15 protein-coding genes are annotated in these 17,004 nt (G+C 61.5%); 8 read left to right on the forward strand and 7 right to left on the reverse strand.

The window, feature by feature from the left end; all coding sequences use genetic code 11:
* Nucleotides 1-46: 46 nt before the first annotated feature.
* Genes H7692_RS05860 through H7692_RS05870 form a run of 3 tightly spaced genes read right to left on the reverse strand, consistent with a single transcriptional unit; the run spans nucleotide 47 to nucleotide 3,977 of the window.
* Entirely contained in the window at nucleotides 47-961 is a 915-nt protein-coding gene (locus H7692_RS05860) for an aldo/keto reductase (protein WP_227339909.1), read from the reverse strand.
* The gene (locus tag H7692_RS05865; protein WP_201926702.1) at nucleotides 958-1,971 is read right to left on the reverse strand and encodes a LacI family DNA-binding transcriptional regulator; all 1,014 of its coding nucleotides are present in this window, start codon (nucleotides 1,969-1,971) and stop codon (nucleotides 958-960) included. Before H7692_RS05865 ends, H7692_RS05860 begins: the two co-directional genes overlap by 4 nt.
* Nucleotides 1,968-3,977, reverse strand: a complete 2,010-nt coding sequence (locus tag H7692_RS05870) for an alpha-glucosidase (RefSeq protein WP_227339910.1) — start codon at nucleotides 3,975-3,977, stop codon at nucleotides 1,968-1,970. Before H7692_RS05870 ends, H7692_RS05865 begins: the two co-directional genes overlap by 4 nt.
* A gap of 187 nt (nucleotides 3,978-4,164) precedes the next feature.
* Here H7692_RS05870 and H7692_RS05875 point away from each other — a divergent pair, with 187 nt between their 5' ends.
* On the forward strand, nucleotides 4,165-6,477 hold the full coding sequence (locus tag H7692_RS05875; protein WP_227339911.1) for a TonB-dependent receptor: 2,313 nt from the start codon (nucleotides 4,165-4,167) through the stop codon (nucleotides 6,475-6,477).
* A 485-nt stretch (nucleotides 6,478-6,962) separates the two neighbouring features.
* On the opposite strand, the gene H7692_RS05880 is transcribed toward H7692_RS05875, so the two are convergent.
* Entirely contained in the window at nucleotides 6,963-8,198 is a 1,236-nt protein-coding gene (locus H7692_RS05880; RefSeq protein WP_201926705.1) for an MFS transporter, read from the reverse strand.
* 112 nt (nucleotides 8,199-8,310) lie between these two features.
* On the opposite strand from H7692_RS05880, the gene H7692_RS05885 reads away from it, so the two are divergent.
* Nucleotides 8,311-9,393: a YeiH family protein gene (locus H7692_RS05885; RefSeq protein ID WP_222135660.1), complete on the forward strand. Its 1,083-nt coding sequence runs from the start codon at nucleotides 8,311-8,313 to the stop codon at nucleotides 9,391-9,393.
* A 740-nt stretch (nucleotides 9,394-10,133) separates the two neighbouring features.
* Here H7692_RS05885 and H7692_RS05890 read toward each other — a convergent pair.
* Nucleotides 10,134-10,466 carry a hypothetical protein gene (locus tag H7692_RS05890; RefSeq protein ID WP_201926710.1) on the reverse strand — a complete coding sequence of 111 codons (333 nt, stop codon included), beginning with the start codon at nucleotides 10,464-10,466 and terminating at the stop codon, nucleotides 10,134-10,136.
* A gap of 104 nt (nucleotides 10,467-10,570) precedes the next feature.
* On the reverse strand, nucleotides 10,571-11,059 hold the full coding sequence (locus H7692_RS05895; RefSeq protein ID WP_222135659.1) for a hypothetical protein: 489 nt from the start codon (nucleotides 11,057-11,059) through the stop codon (nucleotides 10,571-10,573).
* A 193-nt stretch (nucleotides 11,060-11,252) separates the two neighbouring features.
* On the opposite strand from H7692_RS05895, the gene H7692_RS15120 reads away from it, so the two are divergent.
* Nucleotides 11,253-11,384, forward strand: coding sequence for a hypothetical protein (locus H7692_RS15120; RefSeq protein WP_261312150.1), 132 nt, complete (start codon nucleotides 11,253-11,255; stop codon nucleotides 11,382-11,384).
* A gap of 195 nt (nucleotides 11,385-11,579) precedes the next feature.
* Here H7692_RS15120 and H7692_RS05900 read toward each other — a convergent pair whose 3' ends face one another.
* Nucleotides 11,580-13,385: a tetratricopeptide repeat protein gene (locus tag H7692_RS05900; protein WP_201926714.1), complete on the reverse strand. Its 1,806-nt coding sequence runs from the start codon at nucleotides 13,383-13,385 to the stop codon at nucleotides 11,580-11,582.
* Nucleotides 13,386-13,720: 335 nt separating this feature from the next.
* On the opposite strand from H7692_RS05900, the gene H7692_RS05905 reads away from it, so the two are divergent.
* The 5 genes from H7692_RS05905 (at nucleotide 13,721) to H7692_RS05925 (ending at nucleotide 16,778) form a co-directional block, all read left to right on the forward strand.
* Nucleotides 13,721-14,089, forward strand: coding sequence for a hypothetical protein (locus H7692_RS05905; protein ID WP_201926716.1), 369 nt, complete (start codon nucleotides 13,721-13,723; stop codon nucleotides 14,087-14,089).
* Nucleotides 14,086-14,796 (forward strand): hypothetical protein, encoded by a 711-nt coding sequence (locus H7692_RS05910; RefSeq protein WP_227339912.1) that lies wholly within the window; start codon nucleotides 14,086-14,088, stop codon nucleotides 14,794-14,796. The genes H7692_RS05905 and H7692_RS05910 overlap by 4 nt, the downstream gene beginning before the upstream one ends.
* 16 nt (nucleotides 14,797-14,812) lie before the next feature.
* A complete protein-coding gene (locus H7692_RS05915) occupies nucleotides 14,813-15,337 on the forward strand; it encodes a hypothetical protein (RefSeq protein WP_222135656.1) in 525 nt (174 codons plus the stop codon).
* A 27-nt stretch (nucleotides 15,338-15,364) separates the two neighbouring features.
* On the forward strand, nucleotides 15,365-16,078 hold the full coding sequence (locus tag H7692_RS05920) for a hypothetical protein (protein WP_222135655.1): 714 nt from the start codon (nucleotides 15,365-15,367) through the stop codon (nucleotides 16,076-16,078).
* A 64-nt stretch (nucleotides 16,079-16,142) separates the two neighbouring features.
* Nucleotides 16,143-16,778, forward strand: coding sequence for a hypothetical protein (locus H7692_RS05925; protein ID WP_222135654.1), 636 nt, complete (start codon nucleotides 16,143-16,145; stop codon nucleotides 16,776-16,778).
* Nucleotides 16,779-17,004 lie beyond the last annotated feature (226 nt).

Genomic DNA, 17,004 nt, shown 5'->3' on the forward strand with positions numbered 1-17,004 from the left:
CGCGTCGCAGGACCGTGGTCGGCGCGGCTGTCCCGCGCCGCCATGTTCAGGGCAGCGGGACGCCGCGCGCTGCAACCAACACATTATACCATTCGGCGCGCGTCCAGCGGACGTTGAGCGCACTCGCCGCCTCGCGGATTCGCTCCGCGCGCTGCGATCCGACGATCGGCACAATTCCCGCCGGATGAGCCATCAACCAGCTGTAAGCCGCGATTTCGCGCGACACATCCTGCGCTTCGGCGACGCCGTCCAATGCAGCGGCAACCACCTTGTCGCGCTCGCTTTGCGGCGCGAGCAGTCGGCCGCCGCCGAGCGGCGACCATGCAAGCACTGCAATCCCGTGCGTCATCGCGTAATCGAGCTCGCCATTTTCGAAGCAATCGATACGAAGCGGGCTGATTTCGGGCTGCGTCGAAACCAGCTTGTTACCCAGGAATCGGTCAAGCGCGTCAGTCTGCGCAAGGGTGAAGTTGGAGACACCAAGCGTCCGGATCTTGCCGGCCGCGACCGCATCGTCGAGGACGCGCGCCACCTCTTGCGGGTGGGTCAGAATATCGGGGCGATGGACCTGCCAAAGATCGACGAAGTCAGTGCGCAGCCGCCGCAAGGATGCATCGATCGCTTCGACCAGATACTCGCCGCTCTGATCATAGGGGAGCGGCGGACGGATGCCGCCCTTCGTCGCCAGCACCATGCGATCGCGCAGCGCGGGCTCATTGGCGAGTACGTCGCCCAGCAGCGCCTCGGCATCGCCAAAACCCTGCGCGCCGTCAAAGCCGTAAATGTCGGCCGTATCGAGAAAGTTGATCCCCGCGTCGAGCGCGGCGTGGACGAGACGCGCCGCTTCGGCTGCGGTGCGTTCGCCCTCGGCAAGCCGCCACATCCCCCACGCGATGGACGAAATCGAAATTCCGCTGTTTCCAAGCGGGCGGGAAACAGGGGGGGCAGACAAAAGGCTCATATATTGGTCCTGTTTGGCGGAGCGACCGAAGCGCGCTCGACGAGGGTGTGGGGAAGACGGTGGTGACTGATATCGCCTCCCTCGATCAAAATACGGGTCGCGGTGCGGGCAAGCTCAGCCATCGGCTGGTGGATGGTGGTGAGCGGCGGCCAAACGGTTCGCGACAAGGTCGTGTCGTCGAAACCCGCCACCGAAAGCTCGGACGGGAGGTCGATTCCGCGATCGTGTGCGACTGCGAGCACACCCGCCGCCATATCGTCGTTTGCCGCGAAAATGGCTGTCGGAGGATTGTCGAGTCCGAGCAGGAAGCGTCCGGCAGCAACGCCACTGTCGAAATCGAACTCACCGTCGCAAACGAGCCCGGGCTCGAAAGCGATTCCGGCACGGTCGAGCGCGCGGCGATAACCATAGAGGCGATCATCGGACGCGCGGTGGCTCGGGTGCCCCTTGATGAATCCGATCCGCCGGTGGCCCGCGTTGATGAGGTGCGTCGTCATATCGTCGGCGGCCTGCGCGTCGTCCATGAAGACCGAGCTTGTCAGCGAATGGTTCGTTCCCGGCGAAATGCGCACGAACGGAATGTCCAGCGTCTCGAGCGCTGCGAGGACCGGCTCGCAATCGGTGACCGGCGAGGACAGGATGATTCCGTCGACGTGCGTTTCGGTCACGAGTCCGCGCACCTGGTCACCGACGCACGGGTCGGCGACATCGACGGGCTGGGCGAGCAGGCGGATCCCTCGCTCCTTGCAAAGCTGCCAGCAGCCTGTCTGGATCTGGAACATGTAGTAGGGGCTGTGATTGTCATAGATCAGCGCGATCTGGTTCGACTTCGCGCCTGAAAGGATACGGGCAGCGACGCTCGGGCGAAAATCGAGTTCCGCCATCGCGGTCTCGACCCGGCGCCGCGTTTCGTCGCTCACATAGGGATGACCATTAAGCACGCGGCTCACCGTCTTTACCGCCACGCCCGCCTTTGCGGCCACGTCCCGAATGTTCGACCGCTCGCTCATCGATTCAATACCTCCGCCATCTCGCCGAACAGCGGTGCAAACGCGCTGTCCGGCCGGTAAAATACCGGTGGCATGCCGACAGGCGCAGGGATATCGTGGATGCCGCCGGCGAAATCCTCGCCGGTCCAGCAATGGCGCCACGGCCCTTCGCCCGGAAGGATGACGTGCCGCGCCTCGACCCCCTGCTCGATGACCGGCGCCACCAAGAGGTCTGCACCGTAAAGATACTGATCCTGCACCGTAAAGAGGCCGCGATTATCAGGGTAATGGAGAAAGAGTGGCCGCTGTGCAGGCAGCCCTTTATCTTGCGCTTCGTGGGACAGATGCCGGACATAAGGCGCAAGATGCGCATGGACGCGGCTCCATCGTGCGAAGCAGGCCAGCAGTTCGGGCGTCGAATCATATTGCAGATTGTCGTCGGGCCGGTTGCCCTCGTGGCTGCGCATGACCGGGGCGAACGCAGCCAGTTCGCACCAGCGCTGCATCAGTTCCTCGGTGCGGACATTGCCATGCAGCGAGGTATAGCCGCCGCAGTCCGAATGGCTGTACGCATTGCCGACGAGCCCTGCCGACAGCGCTCCTGTAATCACCGTTCCGATGCCGTCGTGGCGGGTGAAATCGACACATTGATCGCCCGCCCAGAGCAAAGGGCAGTGCGCTTGCACGCCGGAAAAACCGGCGCGCATGAAGAAGAGCGCATCGCCCGTCTTGCCGCGCGAGGCGAGCGCCTGTGCATTCACCTCGGCCCACAGCACCGGCCAGCGGTTGTGCGCCTCCATCGGGTCCGATCCGTCGGCGAGCCGCACGTCGGTCGGCAGATATTCGCCAAAATCGGCCATCCATCCGTCAATGCCGATATCGAGCATCTCGCGACCGAGAATATGGTCGGCAAACCAGTCGCGCGTTTCGGGGCGGGTGAAATCGACGACCCCGCAGTCGAACTCGCCAAAGTCGACAAGATAAACCTCGTCACTGTCCTGGCGCAGGCAGAAATGCCCCTCGGCCTTCGCCTGCTCGTAAAGCGTGCCATCGACCGCCAGATAGGGGTTTGCATATGCGAGGAAACGAATGCCGCGGGCGTTCAACGCTGCGATGCGCGCGCGCAGATCGGGGTAACGCTGTTCGCTGCGCGCTCCGCCAGTCCAGTCCCAGAAGAGACGGCGGCCAAAGCTCGTCTCGCGAATGCCCGCCCAGTCTTCGCACCAAAGCCCCGATATGGCGGCGCCGGCATCGACGAAGCGCTCAAGGCGATCGAAGCTCGATGTCCCGGACTTGAGGCCGACGATCGCGCCGCCGATCGCCCAGTCGGGCAGCGCTGGCTGGCGGCCGAAGCGCGCCGACAATTGCCCGACGATCTCTCTCGGACCTTCAGCGGCAAAAAACTCGAACCGCGCCTGCGCACCCCAATAATCGACGCAGTGCGCCGCCGGATCGGAAAAATCGAGGACGCTATACCCGAAATTGTCCAGATGGACCGCCAGCCACCGCGACGTCAAAAAGGTCGGCTGGGGATAGTTGCTGTTCCAATAGTCGCCACCAGCCATGCCGTCGGCGTCCATGATGCGCGTGAGCTCGGTCGATTTGTCGCGACCGACTCCCGGCTCGCTCGTCCAGATCGGAAAACGTCGTCCGGCAAGCATCAGATAGCTCATTTGCTCGCCGCCGCCCCAAACGGCCTCGTCAGGCTCGGCGTGGAAGCGGGTCGTTATCCGGTCATAGCCGCCGCGCAGAGCGTCAACGACCAGCGCGTCGCCGTCGAGACGCAGCCGCACCGCGGGCTCGCCCGCATCGAGCAACAGCATGTCGGCGCCATCGGCACGCCATTCCGTCGGCGCAATGCGCCCGCTTGGCGCATCGTCGATGCGGAAATTGCCGCGATACATCGCGACCTGCGGGTCGCCCTTCGCAATGACCACCGATGGACATTGAACGGAATGGCGCAGCACGACATGCGCTCCGAATCGAAGCTCAAAACCGCCTTTACTGTCGGAAAATCGCAAATTCACGCTACAGACCCTCTCGCCTAGGTGTTTTAGAACCACAAATCCGGCCGCATCGCAAGGCCTATATGACACCGCTTGACATATTCGGAGGACAGGCGCATTGCCATGCAGGAAGCGAGAGGCGTTTTCCGTGCAGCCGGGCTTCCGGCGGCAGAAAAACGCCCCGAATCGATATTGGGAGGAGAATGCTATGAGTGCGTCCAGTTTTACCCTTTTGCGCGCCGCGGCCGCCACGGCCAGCATGATCGCAGTCGCTTCGGCCACCGCAGCGCACGCGCAGGAAGTCGAAGATATCATCGTCACCGCGCAGAAGGTCGAGGAAAATGTACAGAAGGTCCCGATCGCGATCACCGCGGTTTCGGGCGACCGCCTCGAGGCGACAGGCACGACGAGTCTCGAAGGCATTACGCGCATTGTTCCCTCGGTGACGTTCCGCAAGGGCACGACCAGCGCGAACAGTGCAATCGTAATGCGCGGCGTCGGAACCATCACCTTCTCGGTCGCGGCCGAGCCGAGCGTGTCGACCGTCGTCGACGGCATCGTTCTCAGCCGTTCGGGCCAGGCCTTCATGGACCTCGTCGATGCCGAGCGCCTCGAGGTCCTGCGCGGCCCGCAGGGAACGCTGTTCGGCAAGAATGCGTCGGCCGGCCTCGTCAACATCGTGTCGAAGGGCGGCACGGAAGAGCTCGAAGCCGAGGCGAAGGCCGAATGGTTCGAGGGCGACGAATATCGCCTCCGCGGCTCGGTTTCGGGCCCGATCGGCGGCGACTGGAGTGGTCGCATCACCGGCTTCTACGGCAGCTATGACGGCAACATCACCAACATCAATGGCGGTCGCAACCGCAAGGTGAATGGCTATGAACATTGGGGCACGCGCGGAATCGTCGACTATCGCGGCGACGTGGCGCGGCTGCGCTTCATTGCCGATTATTTCGAGGCCGATGACGATTGCTGCGCCGATGTAACGGGTGCGAGCCGCGGCGCGGTGCTCGATGCTGAACTCGGCCTCCCGGGCGGCGTTGCGCTCGGCGAGAAGCAGCGCTTCATCAATCACAATCTTGTTACCCGCACGCGCGACAAGCAATGGAGCCTGACCGCCAGCGGCGATTTCGATCTCACCGACACACACACGCTGAGCGTCGTCGCGGGCTATCGCAACTGGGAGAATGAAGAGATCCGCGAAGGCGACTTCCTGCCCCGCGCGATCGTCGGCACGGCCGAATTGCACGACAACGGCCTCGTGAAGACGCAGCAGTTCTCGGTCGAGGCGCGCATCGCGTCCGACCAGTCCATGCCCTTCTTTTACCAGGTCGGGGCTTTTGCCTGGCATTCGGACAACAAGCAGGACTTCACGCGCCGCGACATTACCTGCACCACCTCGACGCTTCCCGTCGATCCGGTAACGGGTGCGCGCCCGTGCAACGTCAACGACACGGTCAACACGCTGTTCCCGACCGCAACGTCGAACAGCGATGTCAATTCAACCAACTTCGCGCTGTTCGGTCAGGCGACCTATCGCTTCAACGACCTCTTCGCGTTGACCGGCGGGCTCCGCTACACCTGGGACGACCTCAGCTTCACGCACTTCCGCGCGCCGGGCATCAATGCGGTGACCGGCCTCCCGGCGACCGGCCCGGGAATTTCGGGCAGCCCTGCGGGCGGTACGATCGCTTCGGGCGGGACAGGCCTCAACACGTCGAGCGGGTCGAGCAGCAACGGCAACCTTTCGGGCAAGGCCGTGCTGCAATTCACCCCGTCGGACGACATCATGCTCTATGGCAGCTATACGCGCGGCTATAAGGGTCCGGCCTTCAACGTCTTCTTCAACCATACGGCGCCGACCAACGCGGTTCCGATCGATGAAGAAACGTCGGACGCCTTTGAAATCGGTCTGAAATCGCGATTCCTCGATAACAAGGTCCAGCTCAACCTCGCGGGCTTCAGCGTCGAGTATGACGGCTTTCAGGCGAACAACTTCGTGCTGCTGAACGGTGCCGTGGTCACCAACCTGACCAACGCCGGCACCGTGAAGAGCGAGGGCTTCGAGGCGGACCTGACCGCGGTTCCCGTCGAAGGGCTGACGCTGCGCGGCAGCGCCGCCTATGCCGACGCAAAGGTGAAGAAGTTCAATCCGAACCCGCTCACCAATGCCCCCGATGCCCGCGACGGCACGCGCCTGCCGCTCGCCCCGAAGTTCACCTACACCGTGGGCGCGGACTATGAGGTGCCGGTAGGCGGCATGATGCTCTACCTCGGCACCGACTATCGCCATGTGTCGAAGCAATTCTCCGACCTTGGCGAACAGGGCCTCATCGACGCTTATGGCCAGTGGAACGCATCAATCGGCATCTCGGACGCCGAGGACCGCTATCGCCTGACCTTCCACGCACGCAACATCAGCGACGAAAGCTATGTGCTGCTGAACGTCTCGAACGGCCAGCGCCTCCAGATCCCGCGCGATGCCGACCGTTACTTCGGCGTGAGCCTCCGCGCGCGCATGTAATCGGAATGGGCGCCCGCGGGTCGGGCCGCTCGTTCCCCACGAGGATCATCCCCTGCCCCCCTGCGCCCAGCGCAGGGGGGCTTTTCATGTCCTTCACACGGCCGCCGACCGTCTGCGCCGCGCAATCGGGCAGGGCTGACGACCGACCGATCGGCCGCCCGCGACAGAATATCGGCCGACAAGTCCATCAGCGATCAATGACACTCTGCCTGCGGCGCCGACCTCTTCGTGCCGGCGCGCTTATCGACATGCGCCAAGCTACGAGGATGGGCGGCATCCAGTGGATCGGCGTATTGGAACGGCGAGCTGGCGCCGATGTGCGGTGCCTTGGCCGCGCACCATCTGAGATGCTCCCCCCCGCGCCCTTCGCGCGACGCCCGGTCAAAGCCGGGCGCAATGAACCTGCAAATTTGGGAACTTTCGGATCCCGGCCTTCGCCGGGAATCACCGACAATCCTGATTGAAGGCGCGACGAACGCCGCGCCTCATTCCTTCGTGTCAGCGAGCTCTAGGCGCGGAACGACCAGATGGACCAGCCCAAGCGCGCACAGATAGGCGACGCTGCAAATTGCGAAGAGCGGCCCGTAGCCCAGCCCGTTTCCAAGCGACCAGCCCGCGAATTCGATGATCGCCGTGCCCGACAGATTGCCTGCCACGGCGCCGAGCGCAATGACGGTTGCGACGCGCAGCGGCGGGATGATGTCGGCGGTCATGCCAAAGATATTGGTCGAGAAACCCTGGTGCGCGAACAGGCCGATGCCGACGCACACGGCCGCGACCCAAGGATTGGCCGTGTACATGGCGAGCGGCATTGCCAAAACCGCGAGCGCAAAGATGAACATCGACAATTTGCGCGCACGATTGACCGAATAGCCGCGCGCAAGCAGGATCGGATAGAGGGCGCCCGACGTCACGGCACCGAGCGCTGCCAATGTAAAGACGATGGCGATCGGCAGACCGAGTGCGCTTTGGCTCATCCCGAAAACCCGGTTGAAGAAATCGGGCATCCAGAAGAGCACAAACCACCACACGCAGTCGGTGCAGAATTTGGCGCCGACGACCGCCCACGTCCGGCGGTCGCGCAGCAGCGGTCGCCAAGCGACTTTCGCTCGCTCGGGAAGGTCGCCGAGCGGGCGCATCTTGCGCATTGCGGGGATCCAGAAGGCAAGCCACACAAAGCCTAGCGCACCGGTTACGATGAAGGCCGCTTTCCAGCCAAAGGCCATCGCCAGCGGCGGGATAAGGAGCGGCGTGATGATCGCACCGATATTGGGGGCGGTGTTGATCAGCCCGATCGCCATATTGCGCTGCCGCACCGGCAAATATGTGGCAGCCGTCTTGATTCCAGCCGGCGTGCTGACCGACTCGCCGACCGCGAGGACGACGCGCGCTGCGACGAATTGCTGAACGGACTGCGCCAGGGCGTGCGCCATCCCTGCAAGGCTCCAGACCGCTATGGCGATTGCATAGGCCCAGCGTACGCCAAGACGGTCGACGAACCAGCCTACACCCAAGAGAGCGACGGCAGCCGCGATCTGGAAGGTCGATCCCAGATGTGCATAATCCGAATCGCTCCATCCGAACTCGGCTTCAAGCGTCGGCTTGAGGAGCGCAAGCACCTGCCGGTCGACATAGTTGAGCGCGTTGCCCAGAAAAAGCAGCGTAACCAGCATGATCGCGATGCGCGTCGAGCGGTCCTGCTGCGCTGCTGCGGTCGCCATCATCTTCTCTCCCTCGCCCTTGAAGCTGTTTCGACTTGCAACCTAGCGCACGCCGCCGATAAGGGAAGAAAAATATGACACCGTAGGACATAAACTGAAGGACAGCGATGCGATGGGCCGCGCCCCCTCTCCCACCGAGCCCTATTCCGGCGACCTGTTCGGCGAGATCCACCTTGCCGAATTGACCCGAAGCGCGGCAGCGCCGACGGTCCGCGACTATTTTCCGGGCCTGACGATCTGTGCGGTAGCCTCGGGCGCTGCGGCCTGGCTATCGGACCACTATGGCGTGCCCGTCATCCTGCTCGGACTTCTTGTCGGTCTCGCGCTCAATTTCGCGGCGCGCGACCCACGGACGCATCGGGGACTCGATCTGGCATCGCAGCAATTTCTGCGGATCGGTATCGTTTTGCTGGGTTTCCAGGTCAGCGCATCGCAGATCATGGCACTGGGAATCGGACCCTTCGCGGCCCTGTTGGCGATTATGGCGATCGCCTTGGCGGCCGCCCTGATCGCCGCCCGCCTGTCGCGCCAATCACCATTTGCGGGCCTCCTCGCGGGCGGCGCGACTGCGATCTGCGGTGCGAGCGCCGCGCTGGCGCTCTACGGCGTCATCGGGAAGGAACGGCTCGGGCAGGCGCAATTTGCACTGACGCTCGTTGGCGTGTCGATGGCGAGCGCGCTCGCCATGTCGCTCTATCCTGTCATTGCCGCACAGCTGGGACTCTCCGACGCGCAGGCCGGTTACCTGATCGGCGCGTCGATCCATGATGTCGGCCAGGCGATCGGCGGCGCTTATGATTTTTCCGATACAGCGGGCGCCTACGCCACCATCGTGAAGCTCGCGCGCGTCACCATGCTCGCCCCAGTGGTACTGCTGGTATCGCTCTGGATAGGCCCCGCCGCCAGCAACGCCGCGCGACCCGCCTGGCGCCGGCTTGCAGTCCCGTGGTTTATCACGCTCTTCCTCGCCATCGTCGCGGTCAACAGCCTGATCGACCTGCCTGCAATGACAGCAACGACGTCGCTCGCAGCGTCGAAGGCCATGCTTCTGCTCGCCGTCACCGCAACGGCCATGCGTTCGCGAACCGACCTGCTGCTCGATCTTGGCTGGCGCGCGACGGCTCCGGTGGCGGCAGCGTCGCTCGCCAGCTTTGCTGCCGCTCTCTTCTTCGTTATGTTCGGTGTGTCCGGTTAGGGATTGCCATTGCAAAGCTGACTGGTGGGAATGGCGCCTCTTGACCGCTAGCCGACTCTCTCGGTGTAAACGAGATGGTTTTAGCATGCGCAATGCCGTCATCTCTTTCGAGCCAACCTTTAGCCGCATCGCCATCGAACGCCGGGATGCGTCCTGCAGAATCCTCGGCGAACATCAACTGCACAGCTGCCGCCAGATCATCGCGGCAGCATATTAAGCATTGCTTGCAAAACAGTCGATGACTGCAGATCGCAAGCTGTTCCGAACGGCTGCTGCGCTGCGGAGATCGTCCCCACAAGAGGCACTTTACTCGCGCATGGACAAGCGTCCTGTCGAGATAATGACGCCGCCGCTTGCTGTCGTCCGAATTCGGTACCGGTTCAGCGATCACCAATGAATAACAGTAAGCCGAGCCCGAGGTACTGTCGGTGACATAGCTCGCAGACAGACCTCAAGGCGCGGATTATCAGGCGGCTAGGGTCAGGACCCATTAATTACGCGTTCGAGGCGTCGAAATGGCGAAGATATCGGGTCCGGGCGGGTGCAGCGGGTAGCATCGCTACCCGCAAGGCCGCGCGGGCGCGAGATCGAAGCCATTTCGGCGTCCCTCCGGGATTTGACCGATTTTGTCCATTGCTTCGTCGGCAAGCCGCGAAATATCGACATATTCCGTCGTCTTGCCTCCTCGCACTGAACAAAATCGCTTCAAACCTCGAACGCGTAATTAATGGGTCCTGACCCTAGCGTACTGATCCTCCGTTCCCGCTGGAACGGTTGACGCCGACCGTATAATTATAGGAAACTGAACAGACGCGGGTCCGAGAGCCCATGTTTCGGTCCTCGCAGCGGCATTGCGTAACAGTCGAAGGAATGACTTTTCCGACCGTCGCAGGCCGGAGGTTTGCGCACAATTCGGCGTCACTCTTCACCGGTTGCCCATTTCTGTATCCGGCCGAACGGGAGGTCACACCCTGTTTGGTTTCGACGCCCTGTCCATAGCTGGGAGCGGCAACGGTCAGCGCAGCGATCGCAAAAGCGGACATTCCAGCGGTGGCGATGATCATTTTTTTCATCCTGATTTCCTTTTCGGAGTTTTTAGCGGGGACATGCGATAATTTGTCAGCGGACCAATCGGCGGCCCTATTCTTGCCAAAGGCGTTGAAGAGGACTGCGGGGATCACCCGCACAGGGTTTTGATCTGTTCGAATTGGCTCAACAGCCGATCAGCATCTTCCTTTGACCGGAGGAACAGGCGAACGGCGGTGCTCTTCGTTTCGCCATATCGCCCATTCATTTCATAGCCGTAGGTGGCAAGCTTTTGCGTCAGGTCCAGCCGGAACCAGCCGCTGCCGTCGGGCGCCGCCCCCCATGCAAAACTGGCGATATCGCGGGCAGCAAAGCGCGATTGATGCTCTTCCATATTGCGCGTGACGCGCGGGCCCTCGCGATCGACCGAGGTCGCAATATCGAACTGGCACCCCTTCACCAATATTTTGTTGGCGTAGAAGGACCGCGTCTGGTTGCGGGAATTGGTGGCGCTGAAGCCCGACGGTATTTGCGTGACGATCGTGCGGCCGACCGCGCTAATCTGGCTATTGGACTGAGCGAACGACGGGCTGAATGACATGGCCGCTGCAAGGCCGGTCGTGATGAGGACGATGCGCATGGACTTTCTGATCCTTCCCTGATTTGCCTGATGATCCCAGCCTGGGCTGGCCAATATTTGACCGGCCTTGGCGCCGACGCACGGTCAGTCGGTCAAAGCGACCGCGATCTTGCAGTCATACCAAGTGGATTGCGGACTGCCTTGGCGCGTGCAGTTGCAATGCCCGAAACCCTTGATCTTCGACCGCCCGTAAATGGAAATCGCGCTGCTCTTTGCCTTTGCGCAGGCCTCTGCCTGCGTGCTTCCGATCGCGCTCGTGCTCGCCGCGCTCGCGGCAATCAAAAGGACGGGGCCCGAACCCAGGAGCGCCGCTCCGAATTTTTGAATGGCGGATTTTTCGCTCCGCTTTTGCACAACCGATCTCCCGGAACATTGCCTGAGCCGTTTGCAAGCGGCCGTCAGGGGAAAGGATCACGGAGGCGTGGGTCAAGTCTTTGCCGCGAGCGATGAAAATTTCTGAAATTTGATGAAACAGAAATATATATACTATATTACAATGGCTTATTGCAAATCGGTTTTCTCAGCTGCTCGCAAGAACCATCCGCTCGGCTTCGATCAAGACAGGATATTCGGGCGGCACATCGGCACGCTGCAAGGTCTCGAGACATGCACGGGCTTGACGCGTAGCCGCGTCCGGCTTCGCAAGGCGCGCCGCGGCGCAGAGGCTGCGTGCATGCCAAGGATGGGCGGACCCAAAACTTGATCGCAGCGCGGTCTGGGACCGCCGCAACTCGGTTGCCGCAGCCTCTTTATGATCGATTTTGGTGAGGATTTCGGCCCACCGCAGGCGGAACCAGCCTTCCTTTCCCGGACGCCCATAGAGCAGACGCTCGGCATTTTTCTGGGCCTCGATCACCAGTTTTGCGGCGGCGTCGATGTCGCCCAGTTCGGCCTCGACATCGGCCAGTTCGGTCATCGTATAGAGCGTCCAGAAATGGTCGCTGCCGAGTTTTTCGCGAAATATGGCCAACATGGATACGAAAATGTCACGGGCCTTGTGCCGGTCGCCGCGCGCCGCATGCACCAGCGCCACGCTATATTTGGGCGATTGCGATTCCAGATGGTCGGAGCCGAGCCGGGCATCGAAGATTGTCTGTGCCTTTTCGAGCGCCTTCAGCCCATCGTCATACCGACCGGCATCGACCAGCAGGTCGCCATAATCCGAATAGGCCCAGCCCGTGAGCGGGTGATCCGCCCCATATTGTTCCTCGCGCATCGCGATATGCGCGCGCAGCGCTTCGTCAGCCGCGGGGAAGCGCGCAAGCTTGCGCTCGGACAAGCCGAGGAACCAATAGGCGTCGGCAAGCAAATTGGGATCCAGGTCTGCGGGCACCGCAATCGTCTGCCGCAAGGTTGCGCGCGCGGCGGCATAGTCGCCAATCTCGAACGCCATTTTTGCGCGATTGACGCGGGCACGGGGCAAGGATGCCCTGTCTCGCACCTCGGCCCCCGACAGCGCGCGCAAGCATACGCGCTCCCCTCGCTTGGTCAGTCCCGCGAGCCGCAGTTGCTGGCAGAGATCGGTATCGATTTTTACGAAGACCGGATCGGAAGCGGGAAGATATCGTTCGGCATAATCCCGTGCCGCATCAAGATGCCGAACCGCCCGGCCATATTCGCCCCAGCCGCTCACGGCGTTCGCGACCATCTGATGAAGTGACACCAGCGATGCGGGATGGTCGGCGAAGCGCGTGTCCATCGAGAGGGCAATCCGCTCGACGACATTGCGCAATTTCGGGTCGCGCTCGTTGAGCGAATAGGGGTCGGTCGCCGCGATCAGATCGTTCGACACATAGGCGACGAGGGCTTCCGCCTCGGCGCTTCGCCCGGCGTTTGTCTTCGGCGCCCAGAGGCCGCTGAGGAGCAGTGCCGCTATGAGCAGGATCGCGCCGCTCAAGACCGCCATGCCGCGCCGCGACCTGGCCGCACTCACGAAACGATCGACTATCCGCCTCGGCGCCATGACGGTCGAGCGGGTGGGCACAGCCGCGGGGGCGCTGTCTACGCCCTGCCAAACGGCCTCGCCGACCAGTGTATAGCCCCTGCCAAAGACCGTTTCGAGCCGGTCCTTGTCTTTGCCCAACGCATGACGCAACCGCCCGATCGCCTTCGCGAGCGAATTTTCATGAACAATGCGTCCGGTCCAGCCGGCTTCGAGCAATTCGTCCTTGGAAACCTCTTCGCCGCAGCGTTCAAGCAAAAGCGCGAAGATCGCGCAGGAACTGCGATCGAGCAGAATATCTTCGTCGGCCGAACGGACAAGACGCACATCGGGAATGAAGCGGATCGAGTGAAAACTGCAGCAACGCTGTTCGGCTTGGAACAATCTAAACCCCCGTCGCGATTGTCGTAATCCTGAGCGTATCTCCCGCAGTAACGATGGTCCAGCCTTGATAAGGCACAAAGGCGCCCGCGGGCGCACTCAACCAGCCGCACCGCCGTTTGATTTTTAGCATGTAAATCCCCGCAACCGCCGGGAATGCTCGCCCGGCGAGCGGCGACGCCGAACGCGTTCGGCTCGCTTCAGAATTTTTCATAACTTTTCACCGGGCCGACAAAGACCTGGCCTGCGCGACTGTCAGAATGGGAATTGTTGCCGGTGCGCTCTCCGGTGCTCGGGGCGATCGAGGGAGAAAGTTCATGCATTCTCGCGCATATGCCATGGTGACGATGATCGCCGCGTGGGCCATGGCCCTGCTCATCGTCGCACCCCAACCAGCGTCGGCCCGGTCGCTCGGCGACGGCGATTATGAGATCTGCTCCATCTACGACCGCGACGACGCGTTTGTCGGCTATGACAATGTCTGTCTCGAGCGGCGCAAAGCGATACTCCGGCGACTGCGGTCAAGGAACAACAACGAGAGACATTCAAGCAGCCTGCTTTGTCCCTGGCACGCCAATAACGGGCAGGGCTATAACGCGACCTTCTATTCCGACGGGCGTAATCCCAGCCTCTTTGGTACATGGGATTCGACTTGGGACGGTCAACGCTGCGTGCCGCGTGGACGTCCGTTGGCCGGAGGAAGGTGATGGACAAAATTTGCCTCGCTACCCTGACCCTGACCGGCTTCCTGTTCATCACCACCCCCGCCGTCGCTCAAAATGGCCATCAACAGCATCTTGACCCGAGCGACTATTGCCAGGTCCCGCCGGAACAACGGCTATCGCTGGTCGGGGGCGCCATACGCAGCGCCTGGTACGATCTCGACGTCCATGGCCGTGCGACGCTCGCCCGGATCAGCCCCCATTCCGCTCAATTTGGTCTGTCGCCTCTCTCTGCGCGCGACCCGATGCGCGCGCGAATGGAGCGGTATAAGGAGCGGCTCCAACATCTGATGGCGCTGATGGGCGCCTTGTTCCCGCAATATAGCCGGCCAAGCGACGGCGAAAGGCTCGTCGAACGATTCGCGACACGCTCGGTTCCCGCCTATGGCACGGCCGCCGAGCACCAGATCGTGGCCATGGAGCAATTCTTGTCCGGCGCGCAGGAAAACCGCGCACTTGGCATCGCCTTTGTCGAGGCGCTCCATGCTCTTGAGGGCAGCACGCTTGCGCTGGCATCGGGTCAGCCGGCGCCAGCATTCCATGACCAGAATTCCGGCCTGAAAAACGCCTTTGAAGCGTTCATGCCCGCGCTCAAGACAGCGTTATTTGCACCCGGGTTCGAAACGGCGCTTGGTCGCCGGATGACATCATATTGCGACGATATCCTGTCCGAACGGGACCAATCCGAATGACATTTCGAAAAGGGAAATGACGATGTTTGTTCTTGCGGCAATGGCCCTGACACTCGGTGCCAATGATTCAACGCCGAGCGCGACGCTGGCCTGGTTGGCGGCAATGACGGCATCTCCCGAAATGTCCCGCATCGAACAGCAAATCGCGGATGACACGAATATCAGGATGGAGCGAAGCAACGGGTCGATTAACAAACGACGCTGGAAGAATGCTGTCGAAATTGCCGATTGTATCGCCGATGTCACGGTTGAGGTGGGGACATGGGAGCGGGGGATGACTTCGACATTTCGTCAAACCGCCAGATTCAACCTCTCGCAAATACGCTGGCTCAGTCGCAGCCACGGAGCCAGCTTCAAGCAAGAGACAATTTATCTGGTTCTCAGTTCCGAACCCGGCGGCCCGAAACCCGTTCGCAATGTTGATAGCACGACGGGGGTGCGTCAAGTTGATAACCTATCGCTTTCCTATCTGTCCGCCGCTGCTGCCGACCGAGCGGCCGCGAACATCAAACGGCTACAACAGATGTGCGCAGCACGGTGACATCGCTGCAAGCCGAAGGTGAGATCAATGAAAGCCACAATGTTCGTCACGGTAATTCTGTCTATTACAATGGGTCCGTCACAGGCCGCCGCGGGAGAATTATGGAGCGCATTCGACGAGGATCGTGTCGACCTTTGCCCTGCAGAGGGTGAATTCCCGGCCGATCAGGCAAGCGAATATATCGCCTATAATGTCCATGAGCTGGGCAAGGCTCTCGAAACGCTCGCAGAGGACCGGGAGCGCCATGATCAAAACAGCGACCGATGGGGCCAGCCTGTCCCGCTATTCGATCGCGAGCGCCAGACCATGCTGCGTTCGGTGATCGACAGCGCCCAATTTTTCAGTCTGAACATCCTTGCACCGGTCGAGCGGGTCGAACGTGCCGATGGCGTCGCGACCGATGTGCGTTCGATCCGTGTGCCGCCGCCGACGGGAACCGGAAGCAAGGAGCGCTTGCGCATCGGTTTCGCTCGCATGCTGGCCAGTGCCGAGGACGAAAATGGAGCAATTTTGTTCGATTATAACGATGCCTTGCGGGAAATGGATGCGTGGACGCCCGTGCACGACAATATCGATGGCAAAAGCTTTCATTCCTATCCGCTTCTGCTCGCCAGGGATCGGCTGGCCGCCGCGCATCGCGCGCTCCATTCGGTCATGCTTGAAGCGATCGAGCAACCGTCATTCGCGCCAAATCTCGAGCGTTTCGTCTGGGCTGCCTGCCATGACGATATCGAGAAATAATATGCCCTCGGATCACGGGCAGCATGAAGAAGGTCGCTGAATCGTGGCAACCAGGGCATCGGGCATGAGAGGTTTGTTCCTGCCTTTTGCGCTGCTTATGGCCGGATGCGGCTTGGCCGGTTCGCCGCGCTGTTCTTTTGACCCGGCGCAAGTGGCTTTGGGTTTCAAGAAGCCGATACGCGACCAGCAAGCGGTGCATGACGAACTGCAATCCAGATATAGCGGCGCTCGACCGAACGAAACAGCGACGACGAATGATCGGCAGATTGATGCGATAGGAGAAGATGCCTGGGGCCTGCGCTTTGCCCTTCAGGAATTTTTGCCGATCGGCTCCTATCCCCGCGCCATATATGGCTGGGACAGGCGGCTTGCCGAAAAGGATGTGGAGATGTCGCCAGATAGCGGCCGACAAGATCGATTGAAGGCCGTCTTTCTCCAAACAATGTTCGAACTTTCACCCGGCTCCCATATCGCGGCTTCGGATTACACCCATGAAGTCACCAAATTATGGGCACTGACGACTGCCGACGAGTGGGACACCGGCAACCAGGGTGTTGAGCCCCCTGCCTTACCGACAATTGTGGAGCAATTGCGCGCAACACAAAAAAGTTACGGCTCGTTCGGGAAAGCCCTGTCCGATACCGTGAATCACCCAGATTACGACGACACATTCGAACGTGTTGCGACGAGCCAGTGTTAGTAGGCTGAAACGCGGGCCGCTCGACGGCATTGATCGCGCGCAGTCCGATGCGGACTCCTCCAAGCGAGACCAGCTTCAGACTATCCCCTAAGAACGACGAACGGAGCCGGGGAGACCCACGCTCCCAGTCCCGAGCCCCCCGGACAAGGGCAGTTCATTTATACCGATGATGAGCACTGCTCTGAGCGCGGACCAACTGGCACGTGACGAAGCCCCTGAGCGAAAG

Source organism: Sphingopyxis sp. P8 (assembly GCF_020622175.1).
GTDB classification, from domain to species: domain Bacteria; phylum Pseudomonadota; class Alphaproteobacteria; order Sphingomonadales; family Sphingomonadaceae; genus Sphingopyxis; species Sphingopyxis jiangsuensis.